Source organism: Pseudoalteromonas sp. MT33b (assembly GCF_014117385.1).
Lineage (GTDB): Bacteria > Pseudomonadota > Gammaproteobacteria > Enterobacterales > Alteromonadaceae > Pseudoalteromonas > Pseudoalteromonas lipolytica.
On record NZ_CP059831.1, the window covers coordinates 2,910,113 to 2,930,436 of the forward strand.

The window sequence follows — 20,324 nt, forward strand, 5'->3', positions numbered from 1 at the left end:
TTGTTACCTATATCCTTTAAATTAAAACACTAAATCAAAAAAGTATGGCCAATCAAAACTCTCGCCCGGATCCGTTTTTCTACCGGGTGCAATATCGCAGTGGCCGACAATACGAGAGCGGGTTATTTTTGGGTATTTATCCATAAGTGCCTTTGTCACTAAGTGTAATGCATTATATTGTGCTTGGGTATACGGCTCAGTATCAGTACCTTCAAGCTCAATACCTACACTAAAGTCATTACATTGCTGACGGCCATTAAACTCAGACACACCAGCATGCCAAGCACGCTTTTCAAATGGCACATATTGAATCACTTCACCCGTGCGACGAATAAAACAATGCGCAGATACTCTAAGCCCCTTTAAGTCAACAAAACTATCGTGTGCCTCACAGTCTATGCAACCCATGAATAAATCATCCACATATCGCGTGCCAAACTGCCCTGCGGGTAGCGAAATATTGTGAATCACAAGTAATGACACTTCATTATCAGGACGCGCATCATAATGCCTGCATGGCCGCTGTAACACACTGTTTAACTGGCCTAATTCGTTTATATGCATATTAAAAACTAACAATGACAATAAAGTTAAACAGTGTAAATGGTTCGCTACTCAGGGTCTAGCTGCATTCATTTGTGAAGCCACCCACAAGGACTTTTAATCCACGTTAGCGATAAATCTTTAACTTCTAATACAAGGTTAAACATAGTAAAATTTAGCCAATTTATTAATAAACAATGAGCTTTCGACATGTCAGTCCCTCACTCTTTAATTAGCCAACTGGTTAAACTCGCCCTTGATGAAGATTTGGATTACCAAAATGCAAACGACGGTGATATCACCGCTCAACTCATCCCTGAAAACGAGCAAGCGAATGCCAAAGTAATTACTCGTGAAGACTGTGTATTTTGTGGCAAAGACATTATTTTAGAAGTGTTCAAGCAAGTAGATGCAACGGTAAAAGTTGATGTATTAGTAAACGATGGTGATAAGGTCGCTGCAAATGCCACCTTATTTACAGCGTCTGGTTCTGCACGTGCCATTTTAACCGCAGAGCGTACAGCGCTTAATTTTGTGCAAACGCTTTCGGGTACAGCAACAACCACAGCCCACTACGTTAAAGAACTTGCAGGAACAACCACGCAGTTACTTGATACCCGTAAAACGATTCCGGGCTTACGTGCATTGCAAAAGTACGCAGTCAAATGCGGCGGCGGCGCGAACCATCGTATTGGTTTATTCGATGCATTCTTAATTAAAGAAAACCACATTGCAGCATGTGGTGGCATTGATAAAGCCGTGGCACAAGCAAAAGTTAATCATCCATCAAAACCTGTAGAAGTCGAAGTTGAATCTTTAAATGAGCTTGAGCAAGCCATTCATGCGGGTGCTGATATCATCATGCTTGATAACTTTACTGTGGAACAAATACAGCAAGCCGTCATCCTTACTGATAAGCGAGCAAAATTAGAAGTGTCTGGCAATATGACCCTTGAAACACTAAAAGCTTATTCGCAAGCAGGTGTTGATTTTATCTCAAGCGGCGCACTTACAAAAAATTTACAATCAATCGACCTATCGATGCGCTTTAACGCGTAACCCCACCCCATTTTTGCGTATTTAATGTTTACCTAATTCGTTGACAACGAAATAAAAAAAGCATTAAATACGTAAAAAGCCTGAATCGGTAACAAAAAATCAATAACTTTTCAGTGCTTTTAGTTCTTTAGTATCATTGTGTCCTAATGACTTACGTAAGTTTACAATTAATTCAATAAGTTCCAGCAAGGATGCATGTGTATAAATAGTTCAATTATGGATTTTTAAGCTTGATCTGTCTCAAACTAAAGTAGGAAACTTCTGAAAAACCAGTTATCTAGCCGGAAAATTGCTTTCAAATACATTAATTGATGCTAAAGTAAATTAACAAACACTTAATGAACAAAAGTTTAAAATCAACTTGTTAACAATCACGATTTTTAACAGAAGTTTTAAGTAAAACTGTAAGAATAGTCCTGTATGTTTAGCATCGATTTTACAATGCTGATCTAACAGCTAAACTTACATAACATCATATCCTTTAGGAGAGGAACAAAATGACACAACAAAAGCAACAGGGTTTCACCCTAATTGAATTAATGATTGTAGTAGCAATCATCGGTATTCTAGCTGCAGTGGCCCTGCCAGCATATCAAGACTATACTACGCGTGCTAAGGTTAGTGAGGTTATTGCATTTGGTAGCTCTGCTAAAACAGCCGTAAGTGAATGTGCAATTTCAAATGGCGCATTAACAAACTGTAACACCAATACTAAAGTAGGAATTGCAGCTGCAACCGATATCACTTCAACATATGTAAAGCAAGTTTCAGTTGGTACTGATGGTTTGATAACAGTAACTATACAAGGTACGAACACAGCTCTTGATACAGCTTCAATAGCATTCAAGCCTACCTATAGCGCCAACTCGATACTTTGGCAGTGTGAAGTGAGCTCAAATACATTAAATAAATTTGTACCTCAAAACTGTCGTAGAACTTAATAAAATCTATAAATATTGAAGCTCTTGATTAGAGCTTCTTTATCCTATGATAAAAAATATTCCACATAAATTTTACCTACCAATTTTTTTAATTATTAGTATTGCTCCTTTTTGGGATTCTCTATATTTTGGCCTTTTTAATGAAAAAAGAGCCTCTCAAATTGCATTATTAATTCTATGCATCCCATACCTAATCTCATCCAATATTAGTGATTCAAAAAATAAAAACATAATATATTTACTATTAACATTTTCTCTGATCAGTGTATTTCATAGTGAAAATCCTTTTTATTCACTTTTAATACTTTTACACATCTTTATGCTGACAGCACTAATAAAACTTGGAATAAGCCAAAAAGATTTAGAATTGCCATTATTTATAACATCAATAATTTTGAGCATTTTCTCTTCTGGTATGTTTTTTTTAAACTATTTTTTTTATTTATATAACAATACAGATTTTTTTATAGATGGAGTTTTTTCCGGATTCTATAACATTCGTTTTTTTAATCATTTCCAAGTCATATGCGTATGCTTCTCACTATACCTATTAATGAATAAAAACTTCAAAAGCATTACTGCTATATCTTTAGTCTTAAACTTTTTGATTATAATGATTAGTTCAGCTAGGGGAGCTTCTCTAGCAATAATAATTATTATTTTTATTGGTGCTTATATGAAAATAATAAATAGGGAAGTTTTAAATAAAGTATTTTGGCTCTTCATTTTTTCTTTATTTCTATTTATCATCTACATTTTAACTGAGCCTGTATCACTTACAAGGGATAGCCTTTTTCGAGAAACCAGCTCAGGAAGATTAGCATTATGGGAAGATGTAATTAGATCTTTTAACTTTAAAACTATTTTATTCGGAAATGGGGCTGGTACATTTAAATCAGACAGTTATGGAGTTAGCCATCCTCACAATAGCGTAATATCTTTACTCTTTGATTGGGGAGCTATAGTAACGTTATTAATTCTTTACTTACTTTTTAACCTTATAAGTGAATCACTAGATTACTTAAAATTTAAAAAAGATAACAATACTTTTAATTGTTGTTTTCTTACATTTTTAGCGCTACTTTCACTTTCACTTGTAAGTGGTATAACAATTATGCCGATCCCACAAACATTTCTTTTTATACTAGCAGGTTTAATAATAAAAGAGTTACGAAAAACTAATAAAAGTGTAAGAATTAGCATTAATAAAGTTATCTTTATATATGCAGTTGCTCTAATTTATTTTATTCTTAGTATGATAAGTTTTAATTGCCAAAGCCATATACCATCAGGACCTAATTTCTGGGCAAATGGACAAGTTTTTTTGTCAAGTTGCCAGTAACTCCCAAATAGGATTGAAAATGTCAAAACAAATAGAAAAAAATAAATTAGATACTTTTCAATGGGTTGGTTTAAGTGCCAGAGGAAAGAAACTTGAAGGTGAACTTTCTGGTCAGAGTATAGCATTGGTCAAAGCACAGCTCCGTAAACAAGGAATTACTCCTTCTAAAGTTAAGCGCAAAGCAAAGCCATTATTTGGCATTAAACATGTACAAAAAATCCCCCCTAAAGACATTGCCCTGATTACACGCCAAATAGCGACCATGCTGATGGCTGGTGTGCCGCTTATTCAATCTATTGAAATGATAGGTTCAGGTGCTAAAAATAAAAGTGTTGCTAGGCTGATGGAAGAAATTGGTGACGAAGTAAAAGCGGGTGTGCCACTCTCGCAAGCTTTACGCAAACACCCCCGTTATTTTGATGATTTATATTGCGACCTTGTTGCATCGGGTGAACAATCGGGTGCCCTTGATAAAATTTTCGACCGTGTCGCTCTTTATAAAGAAAAAGCCGAAGCATTAAAATCTAAAATAAAAAAAGCAATGTTTTACCCGATTGCGGTATTAGTTGTGGCCTTAATCGTTACCTCAATCTTACTTATTTTTGTGGTGCCTCAATTCCAAGAGATTTTTAACGGCTTTGGTGCTGAGCTTCCCGCCTTTACTTTAATGGTGATAGGTATATCTGAATTTATGCAAGAATATTGGTGGATAATGCTGATTGCTGTTATTGCATTTGGCTATGCCTATAAAGAAGCGCTGCTTAAAAGCAAAAAACTCAGAGATGCCAACGACAGAGCTATATTAAAGTTACCTGTTATTGGCATGATTTTAAATAAAGCAGCAGTGGCTCGTTATGCACGCACTCTTTCAACAACCTTTGCTGCGGGTGTGCCCTTGGTTGATGCGCTCGACTCCGCCGCGGGAGCCTCAGGTAATGCAGTGTACCGTTACGCTATTTTAGAGATAAAAGCAGAAGTGAGCTCAGGTAATTTGATGAACTGGGCAATGCGAAACTCTAAAATATTTCCTGATATGGTGATCCAAATGGTCGCAATTGGTGAAGAGTCAGGCTCATTAGATGGCATGCTTGCTAAAGTAGCCACTATTTATGAGCAAGAGGTTGATGACGCGGTCGATGGCCTTTCGAGCTTATTGGAGCCGTTGATCATGGCTGTACTTGGTGTGCTAGTCGGTGGTTTAATCGTTGCTATGTATTTACCTATTTTCCAGTTAGGTTCCGTCATTTAATCGATAAGTAAAAATTGAGTTGGTATATTGATGCTGTCTAGGCTTTTACTAATCACAGCTTAGGTAGTCATTTACAATTTTGAATGGCTATTGATTAAAATAATAAAAAAGACATTGAGTAATTCGTTCAGGCCTGCAAGCCTAAACTTGTTTCTAAAAGCCAAAAATTAGGTAGTTTAATGCAAAATTTTTTCCTTGATATAGCCACCGTGATGCAATCTCAACAGTGGTTTTATTTGTTAACTGTAGGACTTGTGAGTCTGTGTATTGGTAGCTTTTTAAATGTCGTTATTTACAGGTTACCACTGATGATGAAACGAGAATGGCAATCAGAGTGCCGTCTGTTATTGGCCGATGAGCAAACAATTAACCATACTGAAGAGCCTACTCCCTTTAATTTAGTCACACCTAATTCAACCTGCCCACAATGTAAGGCACCGATTAAGATTTGGCAGAACATTCCTGTTATCAGCTGGTTAATACTCAAAGGCCGCTGTGCAAGTTGTGAGGCGCCAATCTCTGTTCGCTACCCCATTGTTGAAATGCTAACAGCCAGCTTAAGCATCGCGGTTGCAGTTGTATTTGGCGCATCTGAACTTGCGTTACTTTATATTGTAATCACATGGGTGCTCATTGCGCTTACGTTCATTGATATTGATCATATGCTTTTGCCTGACCAACTTACCTTACCGCTCGTTTGGCTTGCATTGATAGCAGCCGTGATGAACATCACAATCGCCCCTTCTGATGCGATTATTGGCGCTGCAATTGGCTATTTAAGTTTATGGAGTGTGTATTGGCTCTTTAAACTTGCTACTGGCAAAGAAGGCATGGGGTATGGCGATTTTAAATTACTCGCGGTATTTGGAGCGTTACTTGGTTGGCAGGCTATTTTAACTATCGTGTTGCTTTCGAGTGTCGTTGGCGCTCTTATTGGTATGCTGCAAATTATTATTCAAGGCAAAGATAAAACCACGCCTATTCCCTTTGGCCCCTACCTTGCGATAGCCGGTTGGGTAACCTTATTGTGGGGTGAGCAAATTCAAACTATCTATTTTAGCTATTTAGGTCATTAAATATGGCAAACTGGATTTTAGGCTTAACGGGTGGTATTGGCTCTGGCAAAAGTGCTGTGAGTGCGATGTTTGAAAAGTTAGGGATCACGGTTGTTGATGCCGATATCGTCGCAAGAGAGGTCGTCGAGCCAGGCAGTGTAGGTCTTAAAAAAATTGTTGAGCATTTTGGCAAAACTATTCTCACCAGCGAGGGAGTGCTTGACCGCGCGAAGCTCAGGGGCATTATTTTTGATAATGAAACAGAAAAAGCATGGCTCAATGCTTTACTACACCCGTTAATAAGGGAATCCATGCTTAAGCAACTGCAACAAGCCACCAGCGACTACGTAATTTTAGTTGCGCCCTTATTATTTGAAAACGGTTTAGAAAAATTGTGCAACCATACGTTGCTCATCGATGTCCCCGTCACAACTCAAATTACTAGGACCAGCGTACGCGACAATGTCTCTGAGGCTCAAGCGAAAAAAATTATTGCATCACAAATGTCTCGTGCCGATAAACAGCTAAAAGCCGATGATATTTTAGACAATGATCGCGCTCTATCTGAAGTTGCGATTGATGTGAAAAAGCTGCATCAAAAATATTTAACTCATGCTGAAACTATATGCTAAAAAATACACACCCATCTAATACAAAAACATTAATACAAATTATAAATACCTGAGTTAAAGGGTGAATTTATTTTGCAATTTTGCCTAAATCGACAAGACTGATGTTATACCCTGCTTTTTTCTGATAGATTTGGCATAGAAAGGATCAAATTAAGGTGCGCAATGAATATTAACTCACCGTTACTGAGAAAATTTATCACATTAGGTCGCATTGATGCAGAGACCGTCAAATTAAAGCAACGAGAATATAACTCCACAGCTGAGCTCATTTCTAAGAGCTGCGGTATAGACGCGCATGAATTAGCAGAGCAATGCACTGACTTGTTCCGTGTTCCCTATTTTGATATCAAAGACTTCGATGTATCACTTATTTCTGATGAGTTAGTAAAAGAAAAGCTCATTCGCGAGCATCATATCCTCCCGCTGATAAAGAAAGGCCGTAAGCTCTATATAGCGGCATCGGACCCTACTGATTACGGTGCGTTTGAAAACTTTGAATTTAGTACAGGTCTGTCTTGTGAAGTTGTAGTGGTTGATTACAACCAGCTAGAAAATAAAATAGAGCAGCTGCTCGATGCGGCCGGTAGCTTACATTTAACGGATGACGAATTTAAAGAGCTTGGCGATCTCGACACCGATAAACCACGCGATATGCCAAGTAATGATGAAGACAAAGACGATGCGCCTATTATTGTCTACATCAATAAGATTTTGATGGATGCAATAAAAAAAGGGGCATCAGATTTACACTTCGAGCCATACGAGCATCGTTATCGAGTGCGCTTTCGGATTGATGGCATTTTACACGAAATGGCAAGCCCACCGAATAGCCTAGCAAGTCGATTATCTGCGCGCATAAAAGTTATGTCACGCTTAGATATCGCCGAAAAACGTAAACCACAAGATGGCCGCATTAAATTAAAAATTACTGAACGTAAAAGTATCGACTTTCGTGTCAGTACCCTGCCAACGCTGTGGGGCGAAAAAATTGTAATGCGTATTCTTGATTCATCAAGTGCTATGCTTGGCATCGATGTATTGGGTTATGAGCCTGAACAGAAAAAGCTCTACATGGATGCGCTCGAACAGCCGCAAGGGATGATATTAGTGACAGGTCCTACAGGCTCTGGTAAAACAGTATCTCTTTACACCGGCTTGAATATTTTGAACCAACCTGAGCGCAATATTAGTACTGCGGAAGATCCGGTTGAGATCAACCTTGAAGGCATTAACCAAGTACAAATTAACACAAAAGCAGATATGACGTTCGCCAACGCGTTAAAAGCGTTCTTGCGTCAAGATCCCGATGTCGTCATGGTCGGTGAGATACGAGATCTAGAAACAGCTGAAATTTCCATTAAAGCAGCGCAAACAGGCCACCTAGTCTTATCGACACTGCACACAAATTCAGCGCCAGAAACACTGACTCGATTGTTAAACATGGGCGTTCCGGCATACAACGTTGCAAGTTCAATTAGTCTTATCATTGCACAGCGACTGGCCAGACGTTTATGTCCGAAATGTAAAACCCCAGAAAAACTGCCCGATGAAGAACTTATTCGCCAAGGCTTTGACCCCGCAACATTGAGCAAACTCACGCTGTTTTCTCCAAAAGGCTGTGATAGCTGTACCGATGGCTATAAGGGACGAGTAGGTATTTACGAAGTCATGCAAATTACCCCTGAAATTGCGCAAATTATTATGCGTGGAGGTAATTCACTCGAAATTGCTGAGGTTTCTTTAAAATCAGGATTTAATAACTTACGTCTATCGGGATTAAAAAAAGCGGCGGATGGTGTCACCTCGCTAGCTGAAATAAATCGGGTCACGAGTTTTTAACTCGCGACTCGATTCTTAGGCTGAGCTTTAGTAAGATCAGCTAAAATTGCTTAATAGAGATCACACCATGCCAACCGTTGTAAACTGCCCGACCTGCAAAGAAAAAGTAGAATGGTCAGAACAAAGCCCGTATCGCCCTTTTTGTTCAAAACGCTGTCAGCTGATCGATCTAGGTGAGTGGTCATTTGAAAATAACAAGATTTCTTCCCCCATCACCAGCGCAAACGAACTTAACCAAGATATGATTGAAGATATCGAGGCTATGCTCGCTAAGAATGATGATTCATTTTTCAAAGAATAAGTATTAAGAAACGCGGCTTCATTAGCCGCGTTTTCTAGTTTAACGAATGCGCCGGAACATATTAGCTATGTGTTCTTTCAGCCTTATTACGCTCACCATCAACTCTGTGTAGCCCCTTTTTGTGACCTTTTTTACGCAGCTGTTTTTTAATTTCTTGATAGCTTTCACGCTGTTCTGCGTTAAGAACTTGCCAGATTGCATGCTCTGATTTCATTTTAATTAACGCAAATTGCTCACCTTTTTCTTGGCGGGCTTTAATTAGTTCACGTGCTGCATTTTCATCAAATGCGTGGGTCGCTAAGAGTGCATCCATTTTCTCTTTGTAGGCTATTCTATTGTCTTTCATGCTGCCTTTATCACCACGAAGAGCCTTCATTTGCGTTGTTTGCTCAGCAAAAATCGCTTTAAGCTGGACTTGCTGTGCTTCTGTTAATTGTAATTTATTAATTCCACGCTCAGACAATAAAAAACCGGCTTGCGGATTCATGCCTCGGTGCATATCCCCTTTTGCCATTACTGATGTTGCGCCAACACTTGCTGCAGCTAAACCACAAACAAGTACGAATTTAGAAAGCTTATTTGAAATAGTCATAGTCATTACCTTTTGTTGGGTTGTGTTCTGTCGTTATTTTTAACTGATGGATTCACTATACTCACTTCAATGCAAAGGAACGCAAACCAGTGTAAAGGTTGTGTAAAGATTCACTTTTACACAATTTACTGAGTAGAATAGCCTTAAAGAAACAGTGCAATAGGTGCCACAATGAAATTACTTATGATCGACGATGATACAGGGCTGTGCGAGCTGTTAAGCGAGTATTTAACAGCACAAGGCTTTACAGTTGATTGTTATCATGATGGCGCACAAGGCCTAAATCAGGCCTTAAAATACAACTACGAATTAATTTTGCTTGATGTCATGCTACCGTCGATGGATGGCTTTGAAGTACTCAAGCAACTTCGACAACATAAACTCACGCCTGTCATTATGCTCACAGCCAAAGGGGAAGACTTTGACCGTATTTTTGGTTTAGAGCTTGGTGCAGATGACTACATACCAAAGCCATTTAATCACAGAGAACTACTGGCGCGAGTTAAAGCAATAACCCGTCGTATCGAACATATTAATAGTCTATCGAGCCAGCAAACAAGTTCACTCAGTGTCAATAGTATTCACATTAACTTTGCGACTCGTGAAGCGTCTGTCAGTGGCAATATATTAAGTTTAACGGGAACTGAGTATGAAATACTGGCCATGCTAGTCCGCCATGCCGGTGAAGTGATCAGTAAAGAGCAAATTAGTGAGCAAGTTCTTGGCAGACGACTAGCCCCTTTCGACCGCTCCATTGACATGCATGTGAGTAATATTCGAAAGAAAATTGCAGAGTTTATAAATAGCGAGCGTATCAAAACCATGCGTGGTAGCGGTTACGTACTAATTCAAGGTGAATAATATGACCTTTCCGAGTTGGATAAAAAAGCCACATCATTATTTGTTCTTAAAAATCTTTGCATGGTTTTGGGTTACAGTCATAGCAACCATTACTCTGCTAGTCTTTTTAAGCCAATTAACCAGCAATGTAGGGAATGATGAGTTACGCGGCCCCATGCTTAAAAACCTAGAATACACCGCGAAAAGTATAGAACGTATTGTGGCAAAGCATGGTAAACCGACTCAAGAAATTGTATCGCACCCTCGCTTATCTAAACATAAGTTACTGTATTTAAATGGCGAAGTTCATGGTGTCGAAATGCTCAGTGAACCCGTCTCGAAAGAGATTGATTTGAGCTTGTTAAATTTTACAAAGCATATGCGCCCACAAGTTATTTTTACTGATGAATACCAAGCGTATGGTCCTGTAGAAATTAACGTACCCGAAGGTAAGTTTTACTTATATGAAATTGACGAAAAACGTAAAAAGCCTTTTTTTGTCGGGTTGTGGTTAATGCCTACTTGGCTCAAGTTATTGATTGCCGTAATTGCCTCGCTTATGCTGAGCTTTTTCTTTAGCCGAAACTTAATTGCCCCTATCAATAGTTTAAAAGAAACTGCAAAAAAACTTTCCCACGGTGACTTAACCGCACGAGCAGTTTTCTCAACGACTCGCGAAGATGAACTGGGGGTGTTAGGACGTGACTTTAATACAATGGCGAGCCAGCTTGAGCAGCTTATAACAGCACAAAAACGCTTACTTGCAGATATTTCTCATGAACTACGCTCACCACTTACACGCTTAAAAATGGCAACAGGCCTGGCACAAATGCAAGCTGATGATAGTCAGCAGGCATACCTCGAACGAATAGAAAAAGAAGCAAACCAGCTTGATAAAATGATTGCCGATGTATTGCAACTATCAAGGCTTGAAGCCCGAAGCCAAGCTTTATCCTTAAGCAAGCAATCGGTTCAAGTTATTGTTGATCATGTATTAAATGATGCTCGCTTTGAGGCCAAACAATGTCACAAAGAGCTGACGATTAATGGCCAATTACACACAGATATACCATGCGACGAGAGTTTAATCGCCAGTGCACTCGAAAATGTACTACGCAACGCGATTAAATATGCACACCATCATATCTCTTTGAGCTTAGCTGAGTCTGATGCGCTCTATATCACCATTTGTGATGATGGAAATGGGGTTAAAGAAGCCTACTTAGCTAGACTGTGTGAGCCATTTTTCCGTCAAGAGCATGCTCGTGATAGAAATTCGGGTGGCACAGGCTTAGGACTGGCTATTGCAAAGAATGCGATCTCAGCACATGATGGTACACTAACACTCGAAAACCAAGAACATGGCGGACTCTGCGTTAAAATCCGCTTACCAATAAAGAGTGAGTAAATGTTTTACAGCGATGAAGCACACCTTACTATAAATGCTAAACAGATAAATACATTTTTTAATCAGCAATTAAAACAAGATTTCTTAAGCACTGAACATGGTACCTTGTATTATGGCTTTGCCATTCCAGAGCAAGCTAAAAAAGCCATTGTTATTAGTAGTGGCAGAATTGAGTCGTTATTCAAATACAAAGAGTTACTGTGGGAGTTTTACCAAAATGGTTATGCCGTTTTTATTGTTGATCACCAAGGTCAAGGCCGTTCGTATCGCCATTTAAAAAACGCTCATAAAGGCCATGTCACACGTTTCACTGATTATGCTGATGACTTTGCCATTTTTAACGAGCAGGTAGTCAATGCTCATTGGCAGGGCCAACGAGTATTACTCGGACACTCAATGGGCAGTGCAATTGCCTATGATTACTTGTCTCGCTACACACATTCTTTTTCGGGCGCGTTTTTATCTGCCCCCATGTTTGATATTTATACCAAAGGCACACCAAAACCAATTGCAAAACTAGCCGCGAAAATAGCCTCACAATTAGGCTTAAGTCATCGTTATGCATTTGGTCAAACAGACTACTTGCCCGTTGATTTTTCGGTTAATGAATTAACCAGCAGTGAGATAAGGTACCAGCAATTTAGAGCGCTTTATCTTGCAGAGCCCGACTTACAACTTGGTGGTGTGACGTATGGCTGGCTCAATGCATCGTTTGAATTTATCGCCTCATTGGTCGATAGAAAAGTAGATATTCCACTTTTTATCGCCAGTGCCGGGCGCGATACTGTTGTCGATAATGCGGCGCAACATGCGCTTGCGCATAAACAAACACAGGCTAAATTAAAAAGTTACCCTGATGCTCGCCACGAATTATTTTTCGAGCGAGATGAAATCAGGCAGGCAGTATTGAGTGACTTATATCAGTTTTTTGAGGCACTCTGACGAGACTTTTTAACCACCGAAAGTGGATCTAAGTGCACCAGTATATCCAGTTCGCAGGCAAAGTGAGTTTGTATCATTGTTTCAACTTCATCGGCCACCTGATGGGCACGAATTAACGAGAGACTGTCTTCAAGTTCCAAGTGCATTTGAATAAACTTAATTTTACCACCTTGTCGCGTGCGGATATCGTGGGCCCCAAAGACATCTTGGTGACTGTTAACGATGGTTAAAATTTCTGTTTTTTCATCCTCTGGCAGCTCTTTGTCCATCAGATGGTCGGCACTATCACGGGCAATATCCCAACTGTTATACAATAAGTAAACAGCCACCCCAATAGCAAAAATAGGATCCGCATACGTCATGCCGTACTTTGCCAATAGGATGGCAAGCAAAACAGCTAAATTTAAAATAAGGTCGCCTTTGTAGTGAACTGAATCCGCTTTTATTGCAATTGATTCGGTATGATTAATAACCTTGGTTTGCACAAACACCACCACCAAAGTACAAACAATAGCAAATAAACTCACCCAAATACCTAAGTCTGAATGCTTAAGTATCACAGGGTTAAAAAGACGTTCAACACCATGAAACGCTAAAAAACAACCAGAACCAGCGATAAATGCAGCTTGAGCAAGCCCAGCAAGAGCTTCCGCTTTGCCATGACCAAACCGGTGGTCATCATCAGCAGGGCGTAGCGCATAACCTAACACTAAAAAGCTCATTAAAGATGCGGTAATATCCATTAAAGAATCGGTGAGCGAGCCCAACATCGATGCAGAGCCTGAAGCAAGCCATGCCCAACTTTTTGCTGCAATCATTAAACTCACCATAGCAATGGTGACTATGCTGGCGGTTTTTACCCAAAACTCATAACTGCGATGTTGCACAACATTTTACCTTCAGACATTACAAGGTTTTAGTATATCATCATATTAGAGGGTTTTACCCCATGTTACATAGCGCTATTTAGAATAAATAAAGCACAGCTATCGGCGGTAAACAAACTTAAATCCTGCAAGATCCTCACGCTGCAGTTGTGTATAATCTGCCGCAGATCATAATGCTAACAATGAGACAAACATGCTTGATATCGTTTTATACCAACCAGAGATTCCGCCCAATACAGGTAATATCATTCGCTTATGTGCCAATACAGGCTATGCCTTACACCTAATTGAACCATTAGGATTTGAGTGGGATGATAAACGCGTAAAGCGTGCAGGGCTTGATTATCATGAATTTAGCCACGTACAACGTCATGCATCATTCGAAGATTACCTTGCTAAGTGTAAGCCCAAAAAAGTCTATGCCTGTACGACCAAAGGCAGCCAGTTTCATCATCAAGCACAATATCAACCTGGCGATTGTTTAGTATTTGGCCCTGAAACACGCGGCCTACCCGATGAGCTTATTCAGTCATTACCGAAAGAGCAGCGTGTGCGTATTCCGATGCAAAAAGACAGCAGAAGCATGAATTTATCAAATTCTGTCGCCGTTTTTGTCTATGAATCATGGCGTCAGCTTGGTTTTGTAAACGGTCAATAACTCATTGAAAATGCGCATTAAATAAATAACTTGTAATTATTTAGCACGACCTTTTTTTATGAACTAATCTAAATAGATGGCTTTTTGTTCTAAATGATGATTATTAATGCGCTTTTTAACTCTGGTATACAGTCTCATTTTACTGTTGCAGCATTCTGTGGGCGCTGCAACAACAGCTGACCTTAATTTAGCGCAACCACACAACCCAACCCCGCTGTTCTTTCTCATTTTACTTGTCATTATTGCACTGTTCATTGCGGTTATTTATTACCAGAAGAATCAAAAAATGATGTTAATTGATGCTCTTTTATCACAATCGAAAGATGCGATATGGGTTTGCGATGAACAATTTAGAATACTAGACATCAACAATGCCTTCAGCGAAATAACAGGCTACAAAAGAGGGGATGTTATAGGGAAAAAATTTAAAGCACTCACACAAGATGGCCGCGATCGACAACTCGAAACATTGATCCAACAAGAGCTCGCACAAGACGGATATTGGTCTGGTGAAATCTGGAACTTGCGCAAGGATGGTCAGCCTTATGCACTTGATTTATCAATCACAAAAGTCTCAACACCGCGATTTACTAAACGAGCTGTTAACTATGTAGGGCTTTTTAGTGATGTCACCGCTCGTAAGAATAACGAACGCACCATGCTCACGCTAACAACTCGCGACTCTGTAACTGGGCTCTCAAATAGAGCCATTTTTATTGAATCGCTCGAAAAAGCGATTAAAGCCTGTAATGACGAATACCCTAGCCTGCTTATTATGTTTATCGACATCGACAATTTTAAGAAGATAAATGATTCCCTCGGCCATACTTTAGGCGATGTATTATTAAAAGAAGTGGCATGTCGTTTAACTTCATCACTTAATTCTGGCTTTACTATTGCGCGGCTTGGAGCTGATGAATTTGCTATTTTAGTGCCGCCTTATCTCTATGCTGGCAAAACCATTTTCTTTGCTAAAAAGACTGCAGATACAGTGCTACAACAATTTAAGACTCCATTCATGCTCGATGGTATTGAAACCTCACTGTCAGCGTGTTGCGGGATTGCCATCTATCCAGACAATGCTTACAACGGTGAAAACTTAATGCGCAGCGCTAACAGCGCACTTAATCACGCCAAAAAAATGGGCCGAAACACCTATCAATTTTTTGATAAAGAACGCCACACGTTAGACCCCACCGAACTAACAAAAGAAAGCGCCCTCTTTAAAGCAATCACCAACAATGAATTTGTACTGTATTTTCAACCAAAATACGATGTACAACACAATCGCTTACATGGCTTTGAAGCACTCGTTCGCTGGCCACAAGATGATGGCAGTCTAATTTACCCAGATGAATTTATTCCGCTTGCAGAGCAGAATGGTGCAATCATCCCCCTTACCCAATTATTAATGAAGCAATTACTTCAACAACTTGCAAGCTGGCAAAAACAAGATGTGCCTTTTGGCAATGTTGCCATTAATATCTCTGCGTTGCATTTTCAGCAAAATAGCTTAATCGAAATGCTCGTTGATTATTTAACAAAGTATAATGTACCTGCTCGTTGTTTAGAGTTAGAAATCACAGAAAGTGCAATGATGAATAACCCCGAATTTGCAGAGCAGCAAATGAAACGCATAAAAGCCTTAGGAGTCAATATTACACTGGATGACTTTGGTACGGGGCACTCTTCGCTGAGCTACCTTAAGCGTTTTCCTATCGACACATTAAAAATAGACAAATCGTTTGTAAAAGATATTGATAAAAATGAGCAAGATAGAAATATCACCGCCACCATTGTCCGGTTGGCTAAATACCTAGACATTAATGTTGTTGCAGAAGGCGTTGAAACCGAAGAGCAAGCGTATATGCTCCATATTATGGGGTGTCATTATCAACAAGGTTATTATTACTGTAAGCCACTTAAAGCAGAGCAAGTAGCCAATTTTATTAATAAAAATGAAGTAGATAAACAATCTGTAAAATAAAAAGCCTTGTTTCAAACAAGGCTTTCAAAATAGTTACTCAGCAAGCAGTGGCTATTCAGATTTTTGCTCACGACCTAGTAAAGCCATCGCCGCTTCTTTTACATCTTTATTTTCATAAAGTACTTTGTAAATTTGCTCAGTGATGGGCATTTCAATACCGGTTCGTTGTGCCAGTAAATACACTTCTTTGGTATTTCGATAACCTTCAACAACCTGACCAATAGAGTCAATTGCAGCTTCGACTCCTTCACCTTTACCTAATGCTAAACCAAATCGACGGTTACGTGATTGGTTATCTGTACAGGTTAAGATCAAATCACCTAATCCTGCCATTCCCATAAAGGTGTCAGAACGCGCTCCAAGTGCACAACCTAAACGGCAAAGCTCAGCTAAGCCTCGGGTAATAAGCGCTGTACGAGCATTCGCACCAAAACCAAAGCCATCCGACATCCCCGCGCCGATAGCAATGACATTTTTTACGGCTCCACCCAGTTGTATACCAATAAAATCATTATTGTTATACACCCTAAATGAGCGTCCGCAATGCAATAACTCAGCAAGTTGTTTGGCAAACTCTGTCGATGTGGCAGAGACCGAAATAGCGGTTGGTAAGCCCATCGCCATTTCTTTCGCAAACGTCGGACCAGACAACACAGCAAGAGGAATATCATCCCCAAGCTCTTGCACCGCCACTTCTTGTAATAAACGCCCTGTATTAGGTTCTAAACCTTTCGTTGCCCACGCCACTTCTGCATCATCATTCAGCCAAGGCTTAATTTGTTGAAGCGTTGCCCCAAAAGCATGGCTAGGCACGACAACCAGCACTATTTGGCTTGCTTTTACAGCGGTTTCTAAATCGGCTTCTAATTGAAGCGTTTCAGGAAAACTGACATCGGGAAGATAACGTTGGTTCTTTCGCTCAGCTGCAAGCGTGGCAACGTCATCGCTATTTCGCCCCCACAAAGTAACGGGGTGACCATTTCTGGCGAAACAAATAGCAAGGGCGGTGCCATAAGACCCCGCCCCTAAAACTGTAACAGCTGACTGTGCTGTAGTCATAACTTATGCGTCTGCAGTAACCTGTTGATCTTGCGCTGCACGCTGTTGCATGTATTGAGCAAACAGTGCATCAAAATTCACAGGTGCTAAATTTAACTGTGGGAAAGTACCACGGTTAACAAGGTTAGACACCGCTTCACGCGCATATGGGAAAAGTACATTCGGGCAGAAAGCACCTAGCATATGAGCTAATTGAATTTCTTCTACTTCCGCAATCGTGAAAATACCAGCTTGCTGAATTTCACAAAGGAATGCCGTTTCTTCACCAATTGTTGCTGTCACTGTCAGCGCAAGAATAACTTCAAAAACACCTTCTTCTAACTTGTTAGAACGTGTGTCTAAATCAAGTTTAACTTCTGGAGTCCACTCTTTTTGAAAGATAGCTGGTGAGTTTGGCGTTTCAAATGAAACATCTTTCGTGTAGATGCGTTGAATAGTGAATTGAGCGCCTGCTTGTTGTTCTGCTGCTGCGTTTTGGTTTTCTTCGTTCATTGTAATTCCTAACTTGTATTCGTTTTTATAATTAAATTTATTAAGCGTTAAGCTTTGCGTCTAAAAGGCCTTGCGCTTCAATTGCCATCATGTCGTCACAACCGCCGATATGCTCATCATTAATAAAGATTTGTGGCACGGTATATCCACCGTTAGCTTTATCGATCATTTCTTCACGACGCTCAGGCTGCACACCAATATCAATGTTTGTGTAACTTACACCTTTACTATCTAATAACGCCATAGCGCGTTGACAATATGGACAGTATGCTTTTGTGTAAAGAACAACATTCGTCATAATAATTCCTCTATCGGGCTGTTACGTGTTGTTAGCGGCCAGTCGTTGTTGGCAAACTTGCAGATTGCCAAGCTCCCATACCACCAGATAATACATAAACACGTTCAAAACCTGCTTTATGCATAGCCGTTGCGATACCTGAGGCGGTCATGCCCGTGGTACATACTAGTATAATGGGTTTACTCTTAAACTTTTCAAGGCTTGAGAAATCAGATTGTTTGGCTTTTTCTGGATTTAAGTGCGTTGCACCTGCAATACGACCTGAGTTGAATTCTTTTTGCGCTCGAATATCAACAACCTGACCATCTTCGCGGTTAATTAACAACGTAACTTGCTGCGGGTTAATTTGGCGAATCGCTGAAAATTTACTTTTAAACCAACTGCTGATCAGCATCGCTACCAATGCCAGCCAGATGATACTTAAAACCGGATGATTTGAGATAAATTCAATATATTGATCCATGCGTTTTCCACTAAGAAATTGGGTACCACAGCGCATAGCCATGGGATTATTAAAATATGCCACGCAAGTATACGTGCTTGAACCGAAAATGCTAGGGCGTGAAATATTTTAATATGACATATTGATAGCTGATCAAAACCTTAAAACACGGTATGCTAGTGATATATAAGTGCCAATCTTCAGGAGCTATAATGACAGAGCATAAAAAACCATTGGTATTAATGATCTTAGACGGTTGGGGATACCGTGAAGACACAGAAAGTAACGCAATACTCGCTGCTAATACACCCGTACTCGATAACCTGTGGGCAACACGTCCGCATACCTTAATTTCAGGTTCGGGACTTGATGTAGGTCTACCTGCAGGACAAATGGGTAACTCTGAAGTAGGTCACGTAAACTTAGGCGCAGGTCGCATTGTTTATCAAGATTTCACTCGCATCACAAAAGCAATCGAAGATGGAGAGTTCGCGAGTAACCCTGCATTAGTTGATAACATAGACAAAGCCGTTAAGGCAGAAAAAGCAGTGCATATTATGGGTTTATTAAGCCCAGGTGGTGTACACAGTCACGAAGACCACATTGTAGCGACCATTGAATTGGCTGCAGAGCGTGGCGCAAAAAACGTCTACTTTCATGGTTTCTTAGACGGTCGTGACACCCCACCTCGCAGCGCTAAAGCGTCTATTGAGCGCATCGAAGCTTTATTTGAAAAACTAGGTTGTGGCCGCTTAGCCAGCCTTGTTGGTCGTTACTATGCAATGGACCGCGATAATCGCTGGAACCGTGTTGAGCTTGCCTACGATGTAATGGTAAGTGGTATCGCGCAGCACACTTACACAGACGGCGTAACCGCACTTGAAGCAGCGTACGAACGTGATGAAAATGATGAATTTGTAGCGGCAACAACCCTCGTACCTGAGGGACAAACGGCAGCTGAAATTAATGATGGCGATACCGTTATTTTCGCTAACTTCAGGGCCGATAGAGCACGCGAAATGACGCGCGCATTTGTTGATGCTGATTTTAGTGGTTTTGAGAAAAAGAAATCTCCAGCACTGAGCGGCTTTGTAATGATGACAGAATACGCCGCTGATATTAAAGCCCCTGTCGCCTTTGCACCAGAGCCACTAACCAATGTGTTTGGGGAATGGTTAGAAAAGCAAGGCAAAACACAACTACGTATTTCTGAAACAGAAAAATATGCACATGTCACATTCTTCTTCAGTGGTGGTAGAGAAGACGAATTTGTGGGTGAAACACGCGAGTTAATCCCTTCTCCGCAAGTGGCCACTTATGATTTACAACCTGAGATGAACTCTGAAATGCTGACAGATAAGCTCGTTGAAGCTATTGCCAGCGGCAAGTACGACGCAATCATTTGTAACTACCCTAATGGTGATATGGTAGGTCACTCAGGTGTGTTTGAAGCCGCTGTAAAAGCGTGCGAAGCAGTCGACCACTGTATTGGCCGTGTTATAAACGCACTTGAAGAGCACGGTGGCGAAGCACTCATCACTGCGGATCATGGTAATGCTGAGCAAATGGCTAACCCAGCAACAGGCCAAGCACACACCGCACATACCAGCGAGCCAGTGCCATTCATTTATGTAGGCCGTGACGCAACCCCACAAGATGGAAAAACACTCAGTGACGTAGCACCAACCATGCTGCACTTAATGGGTTTAGAACAGCCAAGCGAAATGACTGGCACTCCAATTATGACGCTGAAATAAA

Annotated in this window: 21 protein-coding genes; 14 read left to right on the forward strand and 7 right to left on the reverse strand. The window is 40.3% G+C overall.

Features of this window, described 5'->3' with window-relative positions; all coding sequences use genetic code 11:
- Positions 1–21: 21 nt before the first annotated feature.
- Positions 22–564: a 1,6-anhydro-N-acetylmuramyl-L-alanine amidase AmpD gene (gene ampD, locus H3302_RS13160; protein ID WP_180311088.1), complete on the reverse strand. Its 543-nt coding sequence runs from the start codon at positions 562–564 to the stop codon at positions 22–24.
- A 189-nt stretch (positions 565–753) separates the two neighbouring features.
- Here ampD and nadC point away from each other — a divergent pair, with 189 nt between their 5' ends.
- The 8 genes from nadC to yacG all read left to right on the forward strand — a co-directional run bounded on the left by nadC (position 754) and on the right by yacG (position 8,961).
- The gene (nadC, locus tag H3302_RS13165) at positions 754–1,602 is read left to right on the forward strand and encodes a carboxylating nicotinate-nucleotide diphosphorylase (RefSeq protein WP_074988951.1); all 849 of its coding nucleotides are present in this window, start codon (positions 754–756) and stop codon (positions 1,600–1,602) included.
- A gap of 497 nt (positions 1,603–2,099) precedes the next feature.
- On the forward strand, positions 2,100–2,543 hold the full coding sequence (locus H3302_RS13170) for a pilin (protein ID WP_180311090.1): 444 nt from the start codon (positions 2,100–2,102) through the stop codon (positions 2,541–2,543).
- 46 nt (positions 2,544–2,589) lie between these two features.
- A complete protein-coding gene (locus H3302_RS13175) occupies positions 2,590–3,885 on the forward strand; it encodes an O-antigen ligase family protein (RefSeq protein WP_180311091.1) in 1,296 nt (431 codons plus the stop codon).
- Positions 3,886–3,904: 19 nt separating this feature from the next.
- On the forward strand, positions 3,905–5,134 hold the full coding sequence (locus tag H3302_RS13180) for a type II secretion system F family protein (protein WP_182395472.1): 1,230 nt from the start codon (positions 3,905–3,907) through the stop codon (positions 5,132–5,134).
- Positions 5,135–5,313: 179 nt separating this feature from the next.
- A complete protein-coding gene (locus tag H3302_RS13185; RefSeq protein ID WP_180311093.1) occupies positions 5,314–6,210 on the forward strand; it encodes an A24 family peptidase in 897 nt (298 codons plus the stop codon).
- Between the two features lie 2 nt (positions 6,211–6,212).
- Complete coding sequence (gene coaE, locus H3302_RS13190; RefSeq protein ID WP_180311094.1) at positions 6,213–6,821, forward strand: dephospho-CoA kinase; 609 nt, start codon at positions 6,213–6,215, stop codon at positions 6,819–6,821.
- A 162-nt stretch (positions 6,822–6,983) separates the two neighbouring features.
- The gene (pilB, locus tag H3302_RS13195; RefSeq protein ID WP_118844625.1) at positions 6,984–8,660 is read left to right on the forward strand and encodes a type IV-A pilus assembly ATPase PilB; all 1,677 of its coding nucleotides are present in this window, start codon (positions 6,984–6,986) and stop codon (positions 8,658–8,660) included.
- A 67-nt stretch (positions 8,661–8,727) separates the two neighbouring features.
- On the forward strand, positions 8,728–8,961 hold the full coding sequence (gene yacG, locus H3302_RS13200; RefSeq protein WP_036965896.1) for a DNA gyrase inhibitor YacG: 234 nt from the start codon (positions 8,728–8,730) through the stop codon (positions 8,959–8,961).
- A 61-nt stretch (positions 8,962–9,022) separates the two neighbouring features.
- Here yacG and H3302_RS13205 read toward each other — a convergent pair whose 3' ends face one another.
- Positions 9,023–9,553 (reverse strand): Spy/CpxP family protein refolding chaperone, encoded by a 531-nt coding sequence (locus H3302_RS13205; RefSeq protein WP_051501715.1) that lies wholly within the window; start codon positions 9,551–9,553, stop codon positions 9,023–9,025.
- A gap of 171 nt (positions 9,554–9,724) precedes the next feature.
- Here H3302_RS13205 and H3302_RS13210 point away from each other — a divergent pair, with 171 nt between their 5' ends.
- The 3 genes from H3302_RS13210 to H3302_RS13220 are packed head-to-tail and all read left to right on the forward strand — an operon-like array spanning position 9,725 to position 12,743.
- Positions 9,725–10,414 carry a response regulator gene (locus H3302_RS13210; RefSeq protein WP_036965892.1) on the forward strand — a complete coding sequence of 230 codons (690 nt, stop codon included), beginning with the start codon at positions 9,725–9,727 and terminating at the stop codon, positions 10,412–10,414.
- 1 nt (position 10,415) lies between these two features.
- Positions 10,416–11,801 carry an ATP-binding protein gene (locus H3302_RS13215; protein WP_081759696.1) on the forward strand — a complete coding sequence of 462 codons (1,386 nt, stop codon included), beginning with the start codon at positions 10,416–10,418 and terminating at the stop codon, positions 11,799–11,801.
- Complete coding sequence (locus tag H3302_RS13220) at positions 11,802–12,743, forward strand: alpha/beta fold hydrolase (RefSeq protein WP_182395474.1); 942 nt, start codon at positions 11,802–11,804, stop codon at positions 12,741–12,743. It abuts the gene before it with no gap.
- On the opposite strand, the gene H3302_RS13225 is transcribed toward H3302_RS13220, so the two are convergent.
- Positions 12,722–13,630, reverse strand: coding sequence for a cation diffusion facilitator family transporter (locus H3302_RS13225; RefSeq protein WP_074988960.1), 909 nt, complete (start codon positions 13,628–13,630; stop codon positions 12,722–12,724). The two genes, H3302_RS13220 and H3302_RS13225, sit on opposite strands and share 22 nt — an antisense overlap.
- 193 nt (positions 13,631–13,823) lie before the next feature.
- On the opposite strand from H3302_RS13225, the gene trmL reads away from it, so the two are divergent.
- Together trmL and H3302_RS13235 are read left to right on the forward strand one after the other, a co-directional pair.
- The gene (trmL, locus tag H3302_RS13230) at positions 13,824–14,288 is read left to right on the forward strand and encodes a tRNA (uridine(34)/cytosine(34)/5-carboxymethylaminomethyluridine(34)-2'-O)-methyltransferase TrmL (protein ID WP_036965886.1); all 465 of its coding nucleotides are present in this window, start codon (positions 13,824–13,826) and stop codon (positions 14,286–14,288) included.
- Positions 14,289–14,394: 106 nt separating this feature from the next.
- Complete coding sequence (locus H3302_RS13235; protein ID WP_118844629.1) at positions 14,395–16,275, forward strand: bifunctional diguanylate cyclase/phosphodiesterase; 1,881 nt, start codon at positions 14,395–14,397, stop codon at positions 16,273–16,275.
- A 51-nt stretch (positions 16,276–16,326) separates the two neighbouring features.
- On the opposite strand, the gene gpsA is transcribed toward H3302_RS13235, so the two are convergent.
- From gpsA to H3302_RS13255, 4 genes are read right to left on the reverse strand one after another with little or no spacing between them, the layout of a single operon-like run.
- Positions 16,327–17,334, reverse strand: a complete 1,008-nt coding sequence (gene gpsA, locus H3302_RS13240; protein WP_036965884.1) for an NAD(P)H-dependent glycerol-3-phosphate dehydrogenase — start codon at positions 17,332–17,334, stop codon at positions 16,327–16,329.
- A 3-nt stretch (positions 17,335–17,337) separates the two neighbouring features.
- The gene (gene secB, locus H3302_RS13245) at positions 17,338–17,826 is read right to left on the reverse strand and encodes a protein-export chaperone SecB (protein WP_036965880.1); all 489 of its coding nucleotides are present in this window, start codon (positions 17,824–17,826) and stop codon (positions 17,338–17,340) included.
- Positions 17,827–17,866: 40 nt separating this feature from the next.
- Positions 17,867–18,124 carry a glutaredoxin 3 gene (gene grxC, locus H3302_RS13250; protein WP_036965877.1) on the reverse strand — a complete coding sequence of 86 codons (258 nt, stop codon included), beginning with the start codon at positions 18,122–18,124 and terminating at the stop codon, positions 17,867–17,869.
- Between the two features lie 31 nt (positions 18,125–18,155).
- Positions 18,156–18,587, reverse strand: coding sequence for a rhodanese-like domain-containing protein (locus H3302_RS13255; protein WP_036965874.1), 432 nt, complete (start codon positions 18,585–18,587; stop codon positions 18,156–18,158).
- A 191-nt stretch (positions 18,588–18,778) separates the two neighbouring features.
- Between H3302_RS13255 and gpmM the strand changes: the two genes are divergently transcribed.
- Positions 18,779–20,323 (forward strand): 2,3-bisphosphoglycerate-independent phosphoglycerate mutase, encoded by a 1,545-nt coding sequence (gpmM, locus tag H3302_RS13260; RefSeq protein ID WP_036965871.1) that lies wholly within the window; start codon positions 18,779–18,781, stop codon positions 20,321–20,323.
- The last annotated feature ends 1 nt before the right edge of the window (position 20,324 follow it).